This window comes from Mycobacterium sp. NGS48 (genome assembly GCF_059812585.1).
In genome coordinates, this window is the sequence record NZ_JCALCY010000016.1 from 56,458 (window position 1) to 77,076 (window position 20,619).

Genomic DNA, 20,619 nt, shown 5'->3' on the forward strand with positions numbered 1-20,619 from the left:
CATCGACAGCGAGATAGTTGTACTACGCGTAGCACATGCCGTGGAGGGCCGAGCCGTGGAGCAACTGACAACACTCGATGCGGGTTTCTTGAAGGCCGAAGACTCCGATCCGCGGGTAAGTCTGGCGATCGGCGGCCTCGTGGTCCTCGAGGGGCCGCCGCCCGATCGGGAAGCGCTGATCACGACAATGACCGAGCGCATCGCCGCCTGCCCCCGGTTCATGCAACGGTTGCGGCTACGCCCGTTCGACCTCGGCGCACCCGAATGGGTCGACGATCCCAAGTTCGATATCGCCCGCCACCTTCGTCGCATTGCCGTGCCGCATCCCGGCGACGACTCGGAGGTATACCGGGTGATCGCCGACCTGATGGCGCGGCGGCTGGATCGCAGCCGTCCGCTGTGGGAGATCTGGGTCATCGAAGGGCTGGCCGGCGATCGGTGGGGGATGCTGATGAAGGTTCACCATTGCATCGCCGACGGGATCGCGACTGCACACATGCTCGCCGGACTGTCCGACGGCGGGGTGGGCAAAAGCTTCGCCAGCCATATCCGCGCAGCCACCGAACAGCCGGAACCCGGTGACAATTGGGCAGCTTCGCTGGCCGGCGTCATCAATCCGCTGAACTGGATGAACGGGCTATTCACCACGTCGGCCGCGGTTACGGTGGCCGCTGCCCGCGCGGCCCGGGGGGCAACCGAAATCGCCGCCGGCCTGCTGCGTCCGACGTCGTCGTCGCTGAACGGACCGATGGGCAATCTGCGCCGCTACAGCGCGGCGCGCGTTTCGCTCGACGACGTCCGACAGGTGTGCGAGGCATTCGATGTCACGATCAACGACGTCGCGCTGGCCGCGCTGACCGAGAGCTACCGAGCGCTGCTGACCCGGCGCGGCGAAGAGCCACTGGCCGATTCACTGCGCACCCTGGTGCCGGTGTCGGTGCGCTCCGCCGACGCGTTCGGCAAGACCGACAACCGCGTCTCGGTGATGCTTCCCTATCTACCCGTCGAGGTGGAAAACCCGATCCGCCGACTGCGGCTGGTCCATTCTCGGTTGACCCGCACCAAGTCGAACGGACAGCGCCAAGCAGGCAGCGCCGCCGTATCGATGGCTAATGTCATGCCCTTCGCGTTGACGGCATGGGCGATGCGCTTGCTGACCCGGCTGCCGCAGCGTGGGGTGACCGCCCTGGCCACCAACGTCCCGGGGCCGCGCGAGCGGATGACGATCATGGGCCGCAAGGTAGTCGGTGTGATGCCGGTGCCGCCGATCGCGATGCAACTGAGGACCGGGGTCGCGATGCTCAGCTACGCCGACGACCTGTTCTTCGGCATCCTCGCCGACTTCGACGCGGTGCCTGATGTCGAAGAACTGGCCCGCGGCATCGAGAAGGCGGTGGCCCGCCTGGTGGTCAGCAGCAAGCGCAAGGCTGCTCGTGAGAGTCGCGGTCTGTCGCTGGTGGTGGGTGCCTGAGGCGGGAGACATTGCCTTGACCTCGAACAGTTTTGGAATGCGCGATCAGCTCACGGTCGACGACACGGCTTACCAGATCTATCGGCTGGACCGCATCGCCGGATCGCAACGCCTGCCCTACAGCCTCAAGGTGCTCTTGGAGAACCTGGCGCGCAACGAGGACGGACGGTTGGTAACCGCTGAACAAGTCGAGGCGCTGGCGGCTTGGGATCCGACGGCTGCGCACGGGCGGGAGGTGGCCTACACACCGGCGCGCGTGTTGATGCAGGACTTCACCGGCGTGCCGTGCGTCGTCGACCTGGTCGCGATGCGGGATGCGATCACCGACCTCGGCGGCGACACCACCCGGATCAATCCGCTGTGCCCGACCGAGTTGGTGATCGACCATTCCGTCATCGCCGACGTCTTCGGCCGGGCGGATGCGTTTCGTGTCAACGCCGACTTGGAGTTCGAACGCAACGCCGAGCGCTACCAGCTGTTGCGTTGGGCCCAACAGGCTTTCACGGGCTTCAGCGTGGTGCCGCCGGACACCGGGATCTGCCACCAGGTCAACCTGGAGTACCTGGCCCGGGTCGTGTTCACCCGCGACGGACCCGACGGGCCACAGGCTTACCCGGACACGCTGGTCGGTACCGACTCGCACACGCCGATGGTCAACGGCCTTGGCGTGCTGGGTTGGGGCGTCGGTGGCATCGAGGCCGAGGCGGCCATGCTGGGCCAGCCGATGAGCATGCTGATCCCGCAGGTGCTCGGGCTGAAACTGACCGGTGAACTCCCACCCGGCACCACCGCCACCGATCTGGTGCTGACGGTCGCGGAATTACTGCGCCGCACCGGCGTGGTGGGCAAGTTCGTCGAGTTCTACGGGCCCGGAGTAATCAACGTGCCCTTGGCCAATCGGGCAACGATCGGCAACATGAGTCCCGAGTACGGGGCCACCTGCGCGATCTTCCCGATCGACGACGTGACGCTGAATTATCTGCGGTTGACCGGACGCTCCGAGCACCGGATCGGGTTGGTCGAGGCCTACGCGAAAGAACAGGGCCTGTGGCACGATGCCGATCACGAACCGACGTTCTCCCAGACCGTCGAATTGGATCTGAGCACCGTCGAGCCGTCGATCGCCGGGCCGAAGCGTCCGCAGGACCGCATCCCGCTGCGGGTCGCCCCGCAAACGGTCAGCGCCCTGCTCGCCGGCGCGCAAACCACCGAGGAAGCGCTGGACGGCCTCGACGAGGCCTCGGCGGAGTCCTTCCCGGCCAGCGACCCGATCGCGATCAGCACCGATGGGCCGCACGACAAGCCGCACGAACCCGCGGTCTCGCACGATGTCGACTGGACCTCGGCGCCGGTGCATGTCGAGCTCGCTGACGGCACCGCGGTCGAATTGGACAACGGGCATGTGGTGATCGCCGCGATCACCTCGTGTACCAACACCTCCAACCCGTCGGTGATGGTGGGCGCTGCCCTCCTGGCGAAGAACGCAGTGGACAAGGGGCTGAGCCGCAAGCCGTGGGTCAAGACCTCGCTGGCCCCGGGCTCAAGGGTGGTCACCGACTACTACGAAAAGGCCGGCCTGACACCATATCTGGACAAACTGGGCTTCAACCTGGTCGGCTACGGCTGCACCACCTGCATCGGTAATTCGGGACCGCTGATCCCCGAGGTCAGCACAGCAGTGACCGATAACGATTTGACGGTCTGCTCGATGCTATCCGGCAACCGGAATTTCGAAGGCCGCATCCACCCCGAGACCAAGATGAATTTCCTTGCCTCCCCGCTGCTGGTGGTCGCCTACGCGCTGGCCGGCACCATGCGCATCAACGTGACGTCGCAGCCGCTGGGTATCGGCAGCGACGGCGAGCCGGTGTATCTGCGCGACATCTGGCCGACGACAGCCGACATCGCCGCTGTTGTCGATAACCATCTGCAGGCCGAGATGTTCACCGCCAGTTACGCCGACGTCTTCGCCGGCGACGACAATTGGCGCTCGCTGCCGGTGCCCGATACCGGCACCTTCGAGTGGAGTCCTGACTCGACGTACGTGCGCCAACCGCCCTACTTCGACGGCATGAGCCGCGAGCCGCAACCGGTTGCCGACATCACCGGCGCGCGGGTGCTGGCCAAACTGGGCGACTCCGTCACCACCGACCACATCAGCCCGGCCGGGTCCATCCGCACTGATTCGCCGGCTGGAAAGTACCTGTCCGAAAACGGGATTGAACGCAAGGACTTCAACTCCTATGGGTCGCGGCGCGGCAACCACGAGGTGATGATCCGCGGCACCTTCGCCAACATCCGGTTGCGCAACCAACTCGCCCCTGACACCGAAGGCGGGTGGACCCGCGACTTCACCCAGTCGGACGGTCCGGTGAGGACGATCTACGACGCATCGGTCGGCTACGCCGAAGCGGGCACACCGCTGGTCATTCTGGCCGGCAAGGAGTACGGCTCCGGGTCGTCGCGCGACTGGGCGGCCAAGGGGACGTTGCTGCTCGGCGTGCGCGCGGTGATCGCGGTGTCCTACGAGCGTATTCACCGCTCCAACCTGATCGGAATGGGAGTGCTGCCATTACAGTTTCCCGACGGCCAGAACGCGGACACGTTCGGCCTCACCGGCGAAGAGACCTTCGAGATCACCGGCGTCGGTGCGCTCAACGACTCGATCCCGCAGACCGTGCACGTCAAAGCCGGCGGTGTCGAGTTCGATGCGGTGGTCCGCATCGACACCCCGGGCGAAGCTGACTATTACCGGCACGGCGGCATAATGCAGTACGTGCTGCGCAAGCTGTTGGCCGCCGAGCCCAGCGCCTAGGTCGCTTCGTTCCGCCGGTCGCCGGTAACCCATACAGTGGTCAGTGCCGAAGCTGCCCCGCTGATGATGGGTGTCTCCAGATGATGAAGTTCTCGCTGACTGCGTTGGCTCGTGACCAACTGGACCGCGCTAAGTCTGAAAACAGCGGGCGCAGTGCGGCCACTGTGTTCGGCGGCCATGAACAAGTATTGCGGCAGACCGTTATCGCGCTCCGGCAAGGTCATGCACTCGACGAGCACCACAATCTCGACGAAGCGACGATTTATGTGCTGGGTGGCCGTGTCCGCCTTGCTACCGACCAAAGTGACTGGATCGGCCGCGCCGGCGACCTGCTCGTGTTGCCGAACACCGTACATGGGCTCAGTGCACTGGAGGATTCGTCGATCCTGCTCACGGTTGCCAAGAAGAACCTCGGCCGCTGATCGCCAACAATCGCGGAACGTCGGCGCAACGACGTCAGTGTTCTGCTTTCGGCGAAGCGGGTACGACGGTGGTCAGTTCGGTGAGGCCACTGACGGTGAGGACGCGGATCAGCAGGGGCCGGACGATGAGATGAATGTGCTCGGCATAATTGAACAGAACGTTGATCGCCGCGCTGTCGAGGTACTCGACCGCGCTGAGATCGACAGTCAGTTTCTCGGCGCTGCCGGCAGTTTCAGTGATGGCCGTGGTGAGCGCCCGAGTAAATGTCTCGACGTTGCTCAGGTCGATTTCCCCCACCCCGACCAGCACGAGTTGGCCGTCGGTGCCGCGCGCGGTGTCGAGTGTCAGCAATGTGGGCATCAGTTGATCCTCGCGGATAAATGAACTGTTGTTCCGGTGCTGTCGGGGACGATGGTGACGTCGTGCGTGAGGGCTCGCATCAGCATGATGCCCCGGCCGCGGTGGGGATTGTTCTCCGGCTCTGGCGTCTTCCACGAGCCGGTATCAGTGATGATCAACTGCACCTGATCGACCAGTGCGGTCGCGCGCAGGCTGATCTCGCCCTCCGCACTATGTCGGTGACCGTGCTCGATGGCGTTGGCGACGGCTTCGCCGGCGGCGACGAGTAGGTCGTAAATCTGGTCCGGGTCCACCTGGGCTCGGTTCAACCAGCTGCGCAAAGCGGCGCGGGAATGCGCGAGGTGGCTGACGTGAGCGGGGAAGTTCATCTCCAGCGGGGCAGGTTGGCGGTACAGCAGCAGCACGACGTCGTCCTGATAGCCGCCGTTCGGCGCGAGACGCGACATGATCTGGTTGGCCAAGTCATCCAGCGTGGCGGCGCGGCCGTCCTGGACCAGGGCGGTGGCACGGCCGATGCCGACGTCCAGTGAACTGCGGCGACGCTCGACCAGACCGTCGGTGTAAAGCAACAGCGTCGCGCGCGCCGGGATGATGATGTGCGCTTCGGGGCGGGGCCGGTCGGGGCGTATCCCTAACGGGATGGTGTGGCCGTCGTCGAGCACGTGGCTCGTGCCGTCGGCGTGGACCAAAATGGGCGGTGGATGCCCGGCATTGGAGTACACCAGTTCACCGGTGTCGGGTGTGAGCACCGCGCAGACGGCGGTGGTGCACTGGGCGCCGGGTAGCCGCGCGGCGAAGCGGTCCAGCTTCGCGAGAACGGCACCAGGGTTGGGTTGGTCGAGCAGGAGCGCGCGGCAGGCGCTGCGCAACTGCCCCATCACGGTGGCGGCCGCCAGGCCATGGCCGACACAGTCGCCGACAACCAATGCGATGCGCCCGTCCTCCAAGTCGACGACGTCGTACCAGTCGCCCCCGACCTGTAGCGGCCGGCTGGCGGCCTGGTAGCGCACCGAAAACCCCCCAGGTAGATCGGCGGGGCCGAGGATCGCATGTTGCAACGCCAGCGCGGTTTCGCGCTGCTGGTCCACCTGGTGGACCCGGTGCAGGCCCTGGCCGAGGCGGCCTGCCAGCACGGTGAGCATGGTCTGGTCCTCGAGGGTGAACGGCCGGTTTTCGGCCAGCTCGATCCAGACGACGACCACGCCTTCGGGATGTTGCAACGCGATGCCCGCAGCCCCGGGCGTGCTGGCATGGGGGGCGAGCAGGTCGCCATCACGCAAAGAGCCGAGCAGTTGTCGTGTCTCTGGCGGCAGGTCCTCCCAACGCGCGGGCTCGCCGACCGACACCACCTCCGGTGCGGTTTCTGTGGCCGAGCTATGGGTAGGGAAGGTGACGGCCAGGACCCGGCGGGCCCGCCACAGCCGACGCAGTTCATCAGCTGCGCCTTGCAGTGCATCATCGACGGTGTCGGCCTGAGCGAGTTGCTGATTGAGCGCATGTTCGCGGCCGGCCGCCAGCGCCAACGCGAGAGCAGCGTGTCGGGCGAAGTCACTGACGAGCTCCAGGTAGTCGCTGCCGAATGCAGGCTGCCGCGGATTGCGTGCGACCGCGATAACGCCCAGCACCGCCTCGTCCGCAATCAGCGGCATGACGACCGCCGGGCGTTCACCCACATCGGTGAACCCCTGGATCGGGTACTGGAACGAATCAGTGATCAGCGGGATGCCGCGACGCGCTACACCACCCGTGGTGGAGCCGTCCATCGGAACCTGCTGACCGATCACCTCGGAGGAGTACCGGCCCGCCGTAGCGGCCACCACAAGTGCGTCGAGCTCGTAGGCCGGCAGATCGGGCTCACTGGGAACCAGCAAGATCGCCTGCTCGGCATCGGCCAACTCCAGCGCCCGGTTCACGATGAGCTGCAATGGTCCGGTCTGCGGGTCGGCGGACAGCAGCGCGCTGGTGATCTCGCGACTGGCCTTCATCCATTTCGCCGATTCGCGTTCGCGCTCGAAGAGCCGCGCGTTGTCGATCGCGACCGCGGCCGCGGAGGCCAATACGCGCACGGCGCCCTCCTGAGTGGCGGAAAACACCCGGCCGGGCCGATCGTCGGCCAAATAGAGGTTTCCAAAGTCAGTTGACCGGACGGTGATCGGTATTGCGAGCAGCGCCCGCAGCTGCGGGGAGCCTGCGTGCAGCCCGGTGGCCTGTGGATGAGCACTCATATCATCGACGCGAAGACCGTCGCCTACCGGTAGATCGCAGAGCCGCCGCGCTGTGTCGTTGTCGATACCCACGTGGATGAAAGACAGGCCGCCGTCGGACCCGCGGATGCCCAGCGCTCCGTAGCGAACGCCGGTCAGCTCCATCGCCGTATTGATGATTCGATGCAACGTCGCGGCCAAATCCAGATCGGAACCGATCTCGACGATGATTTCCACCAGCTGCTCCAGCTGGTCTCGAGCTGCCCGCAGCTCGTCAAGTTGCGAATGTTCTGCGGTCACCGGACGGCACCGGCCGGGTCGGCGAAGGCGGAACCACATCGGTCGCTGTTCACGTACGTCAACCTAATCGGTCGGGTCTGCAATCGCTGCGGTCTGGGCCAGCCAGCCGGACGAAGGTGCTCACGGCAACGGCGCCGACCAATGCAGCGCGACCCCGCCACCTTCGGCGTTTTCAACGGCAAACGTGCCGCCGGCTTCCTCGGCACGCCGGCGCAGGTTCGCCAGGCCGCTTTCGGTGACCGGCCCGGCCAGGCCGCTCCCGTTGTCGACGACGTCGATCGCCAACTCGTCTTCGACTTTGACGTCGACGGACACCTCGGAAGCGTTGGCATGACGGACGGCATTGCTGACTGCCTCGCGCACAACAGCTTCCGCGTGATCGGCCAGTCCGGCGTCGACAACCGAAAGCGGACCGACGAACTGGATTGTGGTGCGCACGCCCGCATCTGCGAATTGAGTGATGGCGTTGTCGAGACGCTGCCGTAGCCGAGTCGCTCCTGGCGGGCCCCCGTGCAGATCGAAGATGGCAACCCGAATCTCTTGAATGGTCGCTTGCAGATCATCGACGGCACTCGAGAGTCGCTGCTGAATTTCGGGATAGCGGGTCCGGGGGATAGTGCCCTGCAGCGCCAGGCCGACCGCGAAGAGTCGTTGGATGACGTGGTCGTGTAGGTCGCGCGCGATGCGGTCCCGGTCGGTCAGCACATCGAGTTCGCGCATCCGGCGCTGGGTGGTGGCCAACTGCCATGCTAACGCAGCTTGGTCGGTGAATGCGGCCATCATGTCGAGTTGTTCCTCGGTGAACGGTGTCGACTTGGCCTCGCGCAGCACCACCACAACGCCGGCTACGGTATCAGCGGCTCGCAGCGGCAGTACCAGTGCGGGCCGCGCGCCGTCGACACCGCCGAATTCGATTTGTTCGACGCGCTGTGGATCACGCTTGGTGAAGGCGTCACCAACAGCGTTGTTCGCCAGTGGAATTGCATCTCCTGCGATAGCAGCGACCGCGTCGCCCACGGTTTCGACGACCACCAACTCTGCAACGCTGTCGTCGGGGGTGTGGTCATCGGCGGGAACGGCGATCATCGCCGCGTCGGCGCCGGTCAGCTTGAGTGCCTCTTCGGCGACGCGCCGGAAGACCGCCGCGGGTTCGGTGCCGGACAGCAAGTCGGTGGCGATGTCGCGGGTGGACTCGATCCAGGCTTGACGCGCCTTGGCTTGCTGGTAGAGGCGGGCATTGGCGATCGCGATGCCGGCGGCTGCCGCCAAGGCCCGCACCAGTACCTCGTCATCCTCGGTGAATGGTTGCCGGCTGGCCTTCTCGGTGAGATACAGATTGCCGAACACGGTGTCGCGGATGCGGATGGGCACACCAAGAAAGGTCCGCATGGGGGGGTGGTTTTCCGGAAATCCTACCGACGCAGGGTGATCCGCGATGTTGTCCAGACGAAGCGGTTTCGGGTCGTCAATGAGCAGGCCCACGACACCGCGGCCCTGGGGTAACTGGCCGATGCTGCGGAAGGTGTCCTCGTCGATACCCTCGTAGACGAACTGCAACACTCGCTTGGACTGGTCGTGCACCTCGAGGGCGCCGTATTGCGCGTCGACGAGATGGGTGGCGGTTTGCACAATCGAGCGCAGGGTGGCATCCAGTTCCAGGCCGGCGGTGACCACCAGCATTGCCTCGATCAGCCCGTCGAGGCGGTCACCACTGGCAGCTATCTGTTCGACCCGGTCTTGCACTTCGGTCAGCAGTTCTCGTAACCGCAGTTGAGAGAGGGTGTCGCGCAGCGGGGGAGTGCTATCCATCGGTACGCCGCGGCCGTTCGAGCTTGGAGGCGAAGACCGCGGCCTGGGTCCGCCGTTGCATGCCCAGCTTGGCCAGCAACCGGGACACGTAGTTCTTTACCGTCTTCTCGGCCAGAAACATCCGGTCCGCGATCTGTTTGTTCGTCAGCCCCTCCGCCAGGTGATCAAGCAGCACGCGCTCCTGTTGGGTGAGCCCGGACAGTGGGTCGGGTCGCTCGGCTTCGCCGCGAAGCTTGGCCATCAGCGCCGCCGCGGCGCGATTGTCGAGCAACGAATGCCCGGCGCCGACATCTTTGATGGCGCGCGCCAACTCCATGCCCTTGATGTCTTTGACGACGTATCCACTGGCACCGGCGAGAATCGCATCGAGCATCGCCTCGTCCGAGCTGTACGAGGTCAGCATCAGACAGCGCAGACCCGGCATCCGGGACAGTAGATCGCGACACAGTTCGATGCCGCTGCCGTCGGGCAGTCGCACGTCGAGGACCGCGACATCGGGTTGTGCCGCGGGAATTCGGGCCAGCGCCTCATCAACCGATCCGGCCTCGCCCACCACCTCCAGTTGCGGATCGGCGCTGAGCAGGTCGATAAGGCCGCGTCGAACAACTTCGTGATCGTCGACCAGAAAGATCTTGACCGCGGCAGCGACAGGGTTACCCGGGCTCATATCCAACACTGTGGGTCGGAAACCGGGCACGCGCAAGGATCGCTCATCGCAAACTCCGCTCAGCTGTGTACCCGCAAGACCTCGTTGAGCGGTCGCCGCGGAGTGGGCGGCGGTACCTCATCCATCGCGGGCGCGACGCCGGCCCGCACCAGGATTTGGGGCACCGCGTCCCGCCCCAGGCACGCCGCGAGCATCTCACGGGTGGCCCGGACCTCGGTGATGTGAGTGACCGTGCAGGTGGCCAAACCGGCCATCGTGCATTCCAGCAAGACCGCAGAGAGTGCCTCGCCGGATGCCAATGCCGCGGCCCGACTGTCGTCGTCGGTGGACACCAGCAGAATCGTCGCTTCGTCTTCCGAGATGCCCGCCCGCCGTTCGCTTTGGTGGGTGACCGGAAAGGCCCGGGCGACGTCGACCCGGTCACCCTCGGCTGCAGAGACCAACGCACTGTAAGGTATGCCCTCCGACGCCTCGAATGGTGCTGTCCACCAGCCCAGTTCGGCGTGATACCGCGAATCATAGAGTCGCAGCGACTCGGCGAGCTGGGATGCCTCGGCCAAACACGAATGCAGGTCGTCGGGCATGACGTCCAGATAGACGGCATCGCCGTCGACGGCGGTGCGCAGCACCGGCTCAAACGATTCCCATTGCATTGCCGTCAGGAACGGAAGACGGTCGGTGCGCCGCAGCAGGATGGCGTCGGCGCGACGACGATGCGCATCGGTGACGAATTCCATCGCACTGAACTGAATACACGCCAGATGGTTGGGGTCGTTGGGGTTCGGGAACCGCTCGACATGCGCCTGCCACCCCGCGGCAGCCATCGCGACCCGAAGGTGGTCGAGCGCAGCCCCGCAGCCGATCAGGGCTTCTCGTCCCGAGCGGTCCGAGAGCATGACCCGGCGCGGATCGAGGAACAGCTGCAGTTGGTCAGCGTCGATGACCCACTGCCACGGCTGGGTATTGTGCAGCGACGGGGCACGGCAGGCTAAGCGCACCGCATCCTTGATGACTTCGGTTTCCACCATCGTGGCAGGCATCTGGACCTCCGATCTCTACCTGCCTCTAAGCATTCTCTGCAAAGCCGGCGGTGGTAAGGGCCATTGGTCCTTCCAGTGGTGCCATTAGGCCCGACCGGTCAGCGATGCTCGCCGAGCGAATCTGCGATGTCCGACAACACCTCTGGGTGTTTCAAGAATGGGGTGATGATGTCGACCGGCAGCGGGAATACCACCGTCGAGTTCTGGTCGGCGCCCAGTTCCAGCAGGGTTTGCAGGTAGCGCAGTTGAAGTGACGCCGGGCTTTTCGACAGCGTCTCGGCCGCCTCGCGCAGCTCCTCGGAGGCCTGCAGCTCACCGCGCGCGTTGATGACTTTGGCGCGACGCTCACGTTCCGCCTCGGCTTCGCGCGCCATCGCCCGCTGCATGGACTCGGGAATCTCGACATCTTTGATCTCGACAACCCGCACTTCGACACCCCAGGGCTGGGTCTGCTTTTCGATGATCGTGCGCAGGTCGCTGTTGAGGTCTTCGCGATGGGCCAGCAGCGTGTCCAGGTCGGCGCGGCCGAGCAGCGAGCGCAGTGTGGTCTGGGCGATCTGCGAGGTCGCCACTGCGAAGTTCTCCACCGCCAGGATGGCTTTCAACGGGTCGACGACCTGAAACATCACCACTGCGTTCACTCGGGCCGGCACGTTATCCCGGGTGATCACCTCCTGCGGCGGGATCGTCAATGTCACGATCCGTTGATCCACCCGGATCATCCTGTCCGCCAACGGGATCAGGAACTTCAATCCGGGTTCATACAACGGGCGGGCATGACCCATCCGGAACACCACGCCGCGCTCGTACTCGCGTAGCACCACCAGCGAAAAGAACGCCAGCACCACCAGCGCTGCCAGCGCGGCCAGCACCACGACGATCACCACACCGGTCACTGGGGGCTGTCCTCCTTCTGCGCCCAATCGCTGCCCCACCGGGTGGAATACCGGTCGATCGCGACAGCCACCTGATCTTCCAGGCCCGTCCGGTGCGGCAGGTATTCAGGGGCATTTGACGGCGAGTTCCACAAATGCCGGGCCAGCGGCAGTCCAGCAGTCATCACCAGCGCAGCGGCGCCACCCAAGATCAGCAGATCGATGGCGCTGTGCCGGCCGATCAGCATCGCCAGCGGCATGATCACCCCGAGTGCGGCCACAAAACAGGCGACTCCACGATGGAAACGGCCGGCATCCGAGTGCGGCCACGGGTCGATGTCACGGTTGATTTCCCGGCCATGATCCGAAGTCGTACAGGTGGACTTCACCGGACAGCTGTTGCACACCGCGGGCAGCGCCCGATACCGCATCACTCGGTGCTGCGGATCGAACGACGTCGGCCACAGCCAGTGGTCTTCGGGGCAGACCCATGCGTCGTGGTCGGGGCGGTACACGAAGTTCCCGGTGCGCCAGCGCGCGGCCTGCTTCGACACCCGCTTCGCCATCGCGTCGAAGCCCCAGGCGATCGCCACCAGCACCAGCGAGTAGCCGGCGACCAGCCACACCGACGCGGTCGGCGCTGTCATCGTCACTCCTTCGCCGGTGCCGCGGGCTCTTCTGCGGCGGTGGTCAACTCGGTGTAAAGCGGATGCTCGGGCAACTCGTCGGCGACCGAGCCGGACCGGAAATGGCCCAACGCTAGCAATGCGATGTAGACGAACGGCAGCACCCCACCGACGATGAGGATGACGTCACCGGGCAGCCGCAGCCATTCCAGCAGCGCGTTGCCGGGCTGGGCGATGAAACCCAGCGAGCGCGCTTCGTAGTAGCCGTCGTTGACCGAGTGGTAGAGCTGCAGCACGCCGAGGGGCAACAGCGTCGCGAACACCATCCACGCCAACCCGAGGTTCATTCCCCAGAACGAGATCCGAGCCCACTTTTCCGGCCATTTGTCGGCCGGAATCACGTAGCGGAATGCGAACATCGCCAAGCCGACGGCCAGCATGCCGTAGACGCCCATCATCGCCGCGTGACCATGGTTGGCCGTCAACGCGGTGCCGATCTGGTAGTACGACACGATCGGCAGGTTGATCAGGAACCCGAAAATCCCTGCGCCCACGAAGTTCCAGAACCCGACGGCAACCAGGAACAGCACTGCCCAGCGGTGCGGGAACGGCTTGGCGTCACCGGCCTGCTGACGGGATCCCAATTGCAGGAACGCCCACGCTTCCACCGTTAGGAAGGTCAGCGGGATGACCTCGGCCGCCGAGAAGAAGGCACCCAACGCCATGTGCTCCACCGGGGTCCCAGAGAAGTACAGGTGGTGCATCGTGCCGATCACACCGCCGGCCGAGTACAGGATGACGTCGAGGAAGATCACCCCGAGCGCGATCCGTTCGCGTACCACCCCGAGCAACACGAAGATGTAGGCCACCATCACGGTGGTGAACAGCTCGAGAAAATCCTCCACCCACAAGTGCACCACCCAGAATCGCCAGAAATCGGCGACCGAGAAGTGGGTTGCGCTGCCGGCCAGCAGGCCGACCGTGTAGAAGACCGGGATCGCCAGTCCCGCGAAGAAAAACAGCCACGGCAGGTTCATCTTCGATTCGGTGCGCAGCCGGGTCCGCATGCCGCGCCAGATGATCACGATCCACAGGAACATGCCGACGCACAGCAGGATCTGCCACAGCCGCGGCAGGTCCAGGTACTCCCACTGTTGGGAGAGCAGGCCGCCGGGCGGAATCACGCCGTAGATCGACAGCGCCTCGCTGATCAGCGACCCGAACACCACGACCGCGACCGCACCCAGCAGCCCGTAAGCCAACCAGCTCTGTCGCCGCGGTTCGCGGCGCGCGATGAACGGCACCAGGAAGATGCCGCCCGCCAGAAACGCCGCCGCAGTCCAGAACAGGGACAGCTGCACATGCCAGGTTCGCGCCAGGTTGTACGGCAGCACCCGGGCCAGGTCCAGGCCGAAGAAGGTCGACAGGTCAGCCCGGTAGTGCTGGGCGGCGGCGCCGACCAGTGTCTGCGCCAAGAACAGCACCGACACGATTGCGAAGAACCAGATCGTGGCGCGCTGCGCCGGCGTCAGGCTCACCTCGCCCGGCTCGCGGAAGGACAGCGTGGACGACGTTGCGTCGCCGTGCCACCCGATTTTCTGGCTCCAGCGCCCGTAGACCGCGAACATGATCCCGATCCCGCCGAGCAACGCGACCAGTGACAGCGCCGACCACACGATGACCTGGGCGGTCGGGCCGTTGTCGACGCGCTTCTCGGCCGGCCAGTTGTTGGTGTAGGTGTAGCTGTGGCCCGGCCGTTCGGCCGCCGCTGCCCATGCCGTCCACGCGAAAAATGCGGTGAGGGCATGGATCTGGGCTTTGTCGGTGATCATATGCGGCAGAAAGCCGTACTTCGTGGAGTCCTCACCAAAGTACGTTGCGTAGTGCTGCTGAATGTCCTCGAATGCCCGTGCCTGCCGGTCGGTGAACACCAGCGTCTTGGTGTCGGGGTGATAGCGATTGGTCCGGAACTCGGTCACCACCCGGTCATGCGGGTCGGTGATACCTTGCGCCCGCCACTGGTCGGCGACCTTATCGGTCGCCATGCGCAGGTACTCCGCGGTGCGGTCGGGCCCGAGGTAGGCGCCGTGACCGAGCACCGACCCGTACTCCATCAGGCCGCGAGCCTGGAAGAGCTCCTGACCGCGGGTGATGTCGGCACCGGTGAACAGCGGCTGGCCGGATTCGCTGACCACCTTGTCGGGCATCGGCATCGAGGCGGTGTAGGTGCGGTAGGCCAAAATGCCCATCACCAGAAAGCCGAAGATCATCACCAGGGCCACACCCTGGACCCAGCCCTTGCCGATCAACGGCTCCGACGTTGCCTGGGTTGGCCGCTGCGCCTCTGCCGGTTCGGTTGCCATACCGAAGACCCTTCTGGTCGGTGGACGGATCGCCCTGTATTTAACCCGCTGCGCTCGGATGAAACGCCGGATTCTCGTTTCGCACGATCATGCCGTTACGACGTCGGTTGTGCTACAGCAAACCTCGCAAAAAGGACCAATGCCGACCGTGAAGTGACAAACGGCCCTCAACAGCCCCGCCGCGCGCTCCTAGCGTGATCATCAGGAGATACGTTGAGCCTTTGGACCAAAGGTGATCGCGATGTGTGACTCTTGTTCAGCTCCCGCAGTTGTGGTAGGCGTGGACGGATCCAGGGCCGCGATCCAGGCGGCGCTCTGGGCGGTAGACGAGGCCGTCGGCCGGGACATCCCACTGCGTCTCGTGTACGTCGTCGATCCCGCGGATTTGCCTGCCGCTGATTTCGATCGCAGTCAATTCGTCTCGGCGCGTAAGGTGTTGTACTGCGCACAGCGCGCCGTCGAGGCCACCGGGAAGCCGGTCAAGCTCGAAGCCGAGACGCTGACCGGGAAGCCGCTGGCCACGTTGGCCGAGGAATCGCGGTCTGCTGCGATGGTCTGTGTCGGCTCTATCGGAACCAAACACGCATGCCGCGGTGCCGGTTCCGTCGCAGCGGTCCTGCCGGCGCTGGCCCAATGCCCGGTCGCCGTCGTCAGCGTGCCACGGGGCCGGGCGGTCAACCTTGAGCAGCGCAGCATTCTGGTCGGGGTGGATAACGGGGTAGCGCTGCACCATGCTTTCGAAGAGGCGCAGCTACGCGGAGTGCCGCTCCGCGCGGTCGCCGCATGGTGTCCAGAGGCACCCGAAGACGTCGGCGACGGAAAACGTATGGCGCGAGCGCATCTGGGCCGTCAAATCGCCCGTTGGACACGACTGTACCCCGATGTGGCGATCGAACCGATCGTCGTGCGTGGCACCCTTCGCCGTTACGTTGCCCAAAACGCGGAGTCGGTCGAGGTATTCGTGACCGGCAGCCGCGGCTGCGACGCAGATAGGACCGTCGACTGCCCAGTGCTGACCGTGCGGTCAAGCCACCTGTAGCCGGCTACCCAGCTACAGGCTTGCTATGCAAAAGCAGGTTGCTCACACTCGTCTCGCCAGTCGATGACGTCGCTGACCGCGCGGCGCGGCGTCGACGGCAACGGATCGGCGTTGACCGGGGCCCAGCCGATCCGAAGCAACATCTGCGGGTATCCGCTGGCGCCGAACACATCTGAGCGGATCGCATCGCGGGTTTCGGCGATCTCCAGCGGCTCGGTGACCGGGCAACTGGCCAAACCTATCGAGGTGGCGGTCAACAGCACGACGCTGGTGGCTTCGCCGGCGCGCAGGCGGGCCAACCGGTCGTCTACTTGCGTGCCCAGCGCCAGAATGACCGCGTTGTCCTCGGCGGGGGAGACGCCGGGCGGCTGCGCCAGTGCAGGACCGGCGAACAGCCGCCCGGGTATCACCGCAGCCGAGGTGGGCGTCGGTATGTTGCGTGCAGGCACGCCGGCCACCGAGCCGTACCGCCCGCTCCACGCGGTGAGTTCGGCGAGATAGTCATGGTCGCTGGCGTGGCGCCAGACAGCCTGCGCGACAATCTTGTTGAGCTTGTCCACCGGGTCGACGCGGCGCAACATCACGCCGCTTCGGGCAGCGCGCGCTCCCATCAGCGCGATGTCGCCGTCGGGCACCGGCCAGGAGCTGTAGATTCGCCGATCGGTTCGCCGCCGAGGGATTGCCGCCGCCAGCATGACGTCGACCTGATCCACATCGCAGCAACACACTTCGATCCGCGCCAGATGATCGGGGTCGTCGGGGTCGGGCAGTCGGTGCACGCGAGCCCGCCAGCCCAGCGCGGCAAGCGCGATCACGCAATGATTCAGCGCCGCACCGCAACTCAGAACCAGCTCACGGCCGTCGGGGTCGGCGCCGGGCAACTGCAAGTCCGGGTCGACAAACAGGTCCAGCGCGTCGTCGCCGACCTGCCAGCGCCACGGTTGTGAGTTGTAGATCGACGGCGCCCGGCCGGCCAGCGTGAGCGCCGTGCGGATCGCCTCGCTATCGGGAAAATGCGCATTCATCGACCGTGCCGCCTTCGGTGCAGTGCAAAAACTGGTGTCACTCTTAGGCTGCCGCGCGCTCACCGGCCGGCCCAGAGCAAGAAGACCTCAGTTCGAAAGGACTTTGGGCCACCGCTTGCAGCTCAGTCAGCGTTTCAGCAGGGTGTCGAGTTCCGGCGCGTCAGCGCCGGTCAGCCGACGGTGCATGGCCCAGGCGATCCGGGCGGCCTGAACTTTCGCCTGCTCGGCGACGGGCCCGCTGTACATCTCGTCGACGGTGTCCTGCCAGGTCGTCAGCCAGCGGACAAAGTGACCGCCGGACAGCGCAGTTCTGTCGTGAACGTGGCGGTGGGCGTGCAGCGCACTGCCCTTGTAGAGGCCGGCGCGGAACAGCACCGTCTCCCAGAAGTCGCACATCCTCGGTATATGCGAATCCAGCCCCCGGGCGCGCACCTGCGCGAACGGCTCGCCCAGAACGTCGTCGTCGAGCACTCGACCGTAGAACCGCCGCAGCAGTGCTTCGACGTCGGCGCGGTCAGTCAGGTCCGCGCATTCTTGCTCGGGTAACACCTGCAGGTCAGTCATTGGCGATCACGTGCGCGATGCACAATTCCGGTTCGACGAACGGTTGCAACTCGGCCCGCAGTCGTGAGCTTTGGCGGTCGGCGACCAGGCCCTCGAGTAGACCCAGATGCATAGCGCACCCCACCTCCGGGTGTGCGGCAGCCAGTTCGCGCACCGGGCAGCCGTGCAACCGGATTGTGCGCCTGCCGGTGCCGCCCGACGGAGTCAGTTCAGGCCCGAAACCCATCCGCTGGAAGGCTTCCGTCGTGCGCTGCGCCCGTCGATCCAGAACCTCACTCGCTTCCGCGTCTGGCGATTCCGGCGCCGAGCGGGCAGTGATGCCCTGGGCCCAGCGGCGCCCGGCCCGTTCGGCGCGGCGCCGGCGCTTGTCGGCAGTGTCACCGAGCTCCAGTGCGAGGACTTCCGCAAGAATCTGGTAGTCGAGCTGGCCTTGCGCCGCGAGGTAGCCGGTCCTGGGACGCCCGACGCCGGTCGGCGCGATGCGGGTGCGCTCGACGGCGCCCTGGTCGCATAACGCGTCGAGGTGAAAACGCACGGTGGTCACGTGCAGCTCCATCTGCGCGGCGATTTCGGCTGCGTCGACGGCACCGTCATGCTCACGGACCAGCTGGAGCACGCGCTCACGCTGGCGGTTCCGCGGCCCGCGGCTACGCCGCTCGTCATTCACCTCGGTGCCTCTCCGTCGGGGGCTATTTAACGGATATTATTCATTAATATTAGCTGCCGCGCCAGCAGAAGCCAACAGTCGCCGCGCGTCTTGGAATCATTGGCGGATGCCGCTGATGCCGAAGCCGTCGAGCGCGGAGGTCGATGATGCGGTGATCCGACTCGGGGTACGTCTCGACGGGCCGCCGTGGCCATCTCTTGCGTCGGTGGTCGCACCGGTCACCTTCGAAGGACGACCGGCATTGTTGAAGGTGACAAACGAACCGGAGGAACTGGCCGGCGCGCGGGCACTGGAGAAATGGGATGGGGGCGGTGCTGTCCGGCTACTCGCACGCGACGGCAACGCGATGGTGCTGGAACGGTTGGGGGCAACGCTGCTTTCGCGGGTGACCGATGACGCCGCTGCGACACGGGCGCTGTGTGCCGTAGCAGCCCGACTCCACAGCCACACTCCCGAGAGCTTGACTGAATTCCCGTCCCTGGGTGGCTGGTTCGCGTCCTTGTTCGCCGATACCAGCCCCCGGTTCGACCAGGTCAGACAGATTGCGGACCAGCTCTTGAAACGCGACGCCAGGCCGGTGCTCCTGCACGGCGATCTACACCATGAAAACGTCCTCGACGGCGCGGATCGAGGGTGGTTGGCCATCGACCCAAAGGGAGTTGTGGGCCCCCGAGAGTTCGACTACTGCAACATCTTCACCAACTTCACGCCCGAGGACGCCGTCCCGAACTTCGACGTGCGCCTGCATATCGTGGCCGGCACCGCCGACCTCGACCGCGCTGACCTGTTGCGCTGGATCGCGTCGTGGTCTGCGCTTTCGGGCATCTGGCATCTCGAGGACGGTGACGACATGCTCGCGGCATTTCCGCACTCCATCACCGACCTCGCCCTCGAGCGACTGGACCGGGCATGAGTTGCGCCCGGTAATCTCGCTCACGTGCTGCTGACCTCACTGAACCCCGCAGCGGCCACGGATATCGGTGACGCCGTCCGCATCGGCGACGTGACGTTGAGCCGCAGCGACCTGGTCGGCGCCGCCACGTCGGTGGCCGAGCGAGTCGGCGGCGCGGGCCGGGTTGCGGTGCTGGCCACGCCGACCGCGGCGACTGTGCTGGCGGTCACCGGCTGCCTGCTTGCCGGCGTCCCGGTGGTGCCGGTGCCCGCCGACGTCGGCCAGGCCGAGCGACGCCATATCCTCACCGATTCAGGTGCCCAGGCCTGGCTGGGTCCGCCGCCGGATGAGCCCGAGGGCCTGCCACACATTCCGGTGCGGTTGCACGCCCGCTCATGGCACCGCTATCCCGAGCCTGCGCCCGAGGCCACCGCGCTGATCATCTACACCTCAGGTACCACCGGTCCGCCCAAGGGGGTGCCGCTGAGCCGGCGCGCCATCGCCGCGGATCTGGACGCTTTGGCGCAGGCCTGGCAGTGGACCGCCGACGACGTCCTGGTGCACGGGTTGCCGCTCTTTCACGTGCACGGCCTGGTGCTGGGTCTGCTCGGTTCGCTACGGGTCGGAAACCGCTTCGTACACACCGGAAGACCCACACCCGAGGGGTACGCCGCAGCGGGGGGCACGCTGTATTTCGGTGTGCCGACGGTGTGGTCGCGGATCGTTTCTGATACCGCCGCCGCCGAGGCGCTGCGGCCGGTGCGGCTGCTGGTGTCGGGCAGCGCGGGGTTGCCGGTGCCGGTATTCGACGAGCTGGTCCGGCTTACCGGGCATGCGCCCGTCGAACGCTACGGCAGTACCGAATCGCTGATCACGGTATCCACCCGCGCCGACGGCGAACGCCGTCCCGGCTGGGTGGGCCTGCCGTTGCCCGGCGTGCAGACTCGGCTGGTCGACGACGCCGGTGGTTCAGTGGCGTGCGACGGGGAAACCATTGGGCGGCTTCAGGTTCGCGGTCCGACAGTGTTCGACGGCTACCTGAACCGGCCGGACGCGACCGCTGAGGCGTTCGGTGCCGACGGCTGGTATCGCACCGGCGATGCCGCGGTGGTCGACGGCGACGGGATGCATCGCATCGTGGGCCGCGAGTCGGTCGACTTGATCAAGTCGGGCGGATACCGGGTCGGGGCCGGCGAAATCGAGATGGTGCTGCTGGGCCATCCCGGCGTGAGTGAGGCGGCCGTCGTCGGGCTGCCCGATGAGGACCTGGGTCAGCGTATCGTCGCGTTCGTCGTCGGTGACGCCGACGCCGGTGAGCTGATCGACTATGTGGCCCAGCAACTTTCGGTGCACAAGCGGCCGCGCGAGGTCCGCTTTGTCGACAGCCTGCCGCGTAATGCGATGGGCAAGGTGTTGAAAAAGGAGCTGCTGAGCCGGGACTGATCTCTCGGCGAGCGTGCGGAGTCCCGGGTATTTGCC

At 65.7% G+C, this 20,619-nt stretch carries 17 protein-coding genes; 6 read left to right on the forward strand and 11 right to left on the reverse strand.

The genetic code is table 11. The annotated features are described in order from the left end of the window. Positions 1–55: 55 nt before the first annotated feature. The 3 genes from AC5Y42_RS20390 (at position 56) to AC5Y42_RS20400 (ending at position 4,708) form a co-directional block, all read left to right on the forward strand. Positions 56–1,471: a WS/DGAT/MGAT family O-acyltransferase gene (locus AC5Y42_RS20390; RefSeq protein ID WP_499900400.1), complete on the forward strand. Its 1,416-nt coding sequence runs from the start codon at positions 56–58 to the stop codon at positions 1,469–1,471. A gap of 16 nt (positions 1,472–1,487) precedes the next feature. Continuing rightward, the gene (locus AC5Y42_RS20395; RefSeq protein WP_499900380.1) at positions 1,488–4,286 is read left to right on the forward strand and encodes an aconitate hydratase; all 2,799 of its coding nucleotides are present in this window, start codon (positions 1,488–1,490) and stop codon (positions 4,284–4,286) included. Positions 4,287–4,366: 80 nt separating this feature from the next. Continuing rightward, positions 4,367–4,708 carry a cupin domain-containing protein gene (locus AC5Y42_RS20400; protein WP_499900381.1) on the forward strand — a complete coding sequence of 114 codons (342 nt, stop codon included), beginning with the start codon at positions 4,367–4,369 and terminating at the stop codon, positions 4,706–4,708. 34 nt (positions 4,709–4,742) lie between these two features. On the opposite strand, the gene AC5Y42_RS20405 is transcribed toward AC5Y42_RS20400, so the two are convergent. From AC5Y42_RS20405 to AC5Y42_RS20440, 8 genes are all read right to left on the reverse strand, one after another. Next, positions 4,743–5,069 carry an STAS domain-containing protein gene (locus AC5Y42_RS20405; RefSeq protein ID WP_499900382.1) on the reverse strand — a complete coding sequence of 109 codons (327 nt, stop codon included), beginning with the start codon at positions 5,067–5,069 and terminating at the stop codon, positions 4,743–4,745. Continuing rightward, entirely contained in the window at positions 5,069–7,573 is a 2,505-nt protein-coding gene (locus AC5Y42_RS20410; protein WP_499900383.1) for a SpoIIE family protein phosphatase, read from the reverse strand. The genes AC5Y42_RS20405 and AC5Y42_RS20410 overlap by 1 nt, the downstream gene beginning before the upstream one ends. A gap of 120 nt (positions 7,574–7,693) precedes the next feature. Further along, positions 7,694–9,382 carry a sensor histidine kinase gene (locus tag AC5Y42_RS20415; RefSeq protein WP_499900384.1) on the reverse strand — a complete coding sequence of 563 codons (1,689 nt, stop codon included), beginning with the start codon at positions 9,380–9,382 and terminating at the stop codon, positions 7,694–7,696. Next, positions 9,375–10,049 carry a hypoxia response regulator transcription factor DosR/DevR gene (gene dosR / locus AC5Y42_RS20420; RefSeq protein WP_499900385.1) on the reverse strand — a complete coding sequence of 225 codons (675 nt, stop codon included), beginning with the start codon at positions 10,047–10,049 and terminating at the stop codon, positions 9,375–9,377. The genes AC5Y42_RS20415 and dosR overlap by 8 nt, the downstream gene beginning before the upstream one ends. 59 nt (positions 10,050–10,108) lie before the next feature. Then, positions 10,109–11,089, reverse strand: coding sequence for an Acg family FMN-binding oxidoreductase (locus tag AC5Y42_RS20425; RefSeq protein WP_499900386.1), 981 nt, complete (start codon positions 11,087–11,089; stop codon positions 10,109–10,111). Between the two features lie 98 nt (positions 11,090–11,187). Beyond that, complete coding sequence (locus tag AC5Y42_RS20430; RefSeq protein ID WP_499900387.1) at positions 11,188–11,985, reverse strand: slipin family protein; 798 nt, start codon at positions 11,983–11,985, stop codon at positions 11,188–11,190. Then, on the reverse strand, positions 11,982–12,611 hold the full coding sequence (locus tag AC5Y42_RS20435; RefSeq protein ID WP_499900388.1) for a hypothetical protein: 630 nt from the start codon (positions 12,609–12,611) through the stop codon (positions 11,982–11,984). The genes AC5Y42_RS20430 and AC5Y42_RS20435 overlap by 4 nt, the downstream gene beginning before the upstream one ends. Before the next feature lie 2 nt (positions 12,612–12,613). Continuing rightward, on the reverse strand, positions 12,614–14,953 hold the full coding sequence (locus AC5Y42_RS20440; protein WP_499900389.1) for a nitric-oxide reductase large subunit: 2,340 nt from the start codon (positions 14,951–14,953) through the stop codon (positions 12,614–12,616). Positions 14,954–15,194: 241 nt separating this feature from the next. Here AC5Y42_RS20440 and AC5Y42_RS20445 point away from each other — a divergent pair, with 241 nt between their 5' ends. Next, positions 15,195–15,992, forward strand: coding sequence for a universal stress protein (locus AC5Y42_RS20445; RefSeq protein ID WP_499900390.1), 798 nt, complete (start codon positions 15,195–15,197; stop codon positions 15,990–15,992). Between the two features lie 23 nt (positions 15,993–16,015). On the opposite strand, the gene AC5Y42_RS20450 is transcribed toward AC5Y42_RS20445, so the two are convergent. From AC5Y42_RS20450 to AC5Y42_RS20460, 3 genes are all read right to left on the reverse strand, one after another. Further along, the gene (locus AC5Y42_RS20450; RefSeq protein ID WP_499900391.1) at positions 16,016–17,017 is read right to left on the reverse strand and encodes an Acg family FMN-binding oxidoreductase; all 1,002 of its coding nucleotides are present in this window, start codon (positions 17,015–17,017) and stop codon (positions 16,016–16,018) included. Positions 17,018–17,143: 126 nt separating this feature from the next. Then, positions 17,144–17,581, reverse strand: a complete 438-nt coding sequence (locus AC5Y42_RS20455) for a group III truncated hemoglobin (protein ID WP_499900392.1) — start codon at positions 17,579–17,581, stop codon at positions 17,144–17,146. Beyond that, positions 17,574–18,197, reverse strand: coding sequence for a helix-turn-helix transcriptional regulator (locus AC5Y42_RS20460; protein WP_499900393.1), 624 nt, complete (start codon positions 18,195–18,197; stop codon positions 17,574–17,576). The genes AC5Y42_RS20455 and AC5Y42_RS20460 overlap by 8 nt, the downstream gene beginning before the upstream one ends. Positions 18,198–18,354: 157 nt before the next feature. On the opposite strand from AC5Y42_RS20460, the gene AC5Y42_RS20465 reads away from it, so the two are divergent. Continuing rightward, positions 18,355–19,161: an aminoglycoside phosphotransferase family protein gene (locus tag AC5Y42_RS20465; RefSeq protein ID WP_499900394.1), complete on the forward strand. Its 807-nt coding sequence runs from the start codon at positions 18,355–18,357 to the stop codon at positions 19,159–19,161. Between the two features lie 24 nt (positions 19,162–19,185). Next, a complete protein-coding gene (locus AC5Y42_RS20470; protein ID WP_499900395.1) occupies positions 19,186–20,583 on the forward strand; it encodes an acyl-CoA synthetase in 1,398 nt (465 codons plus the stop codon). Positions 20,584–20,619: the final 36 nt, after the last annotated feature.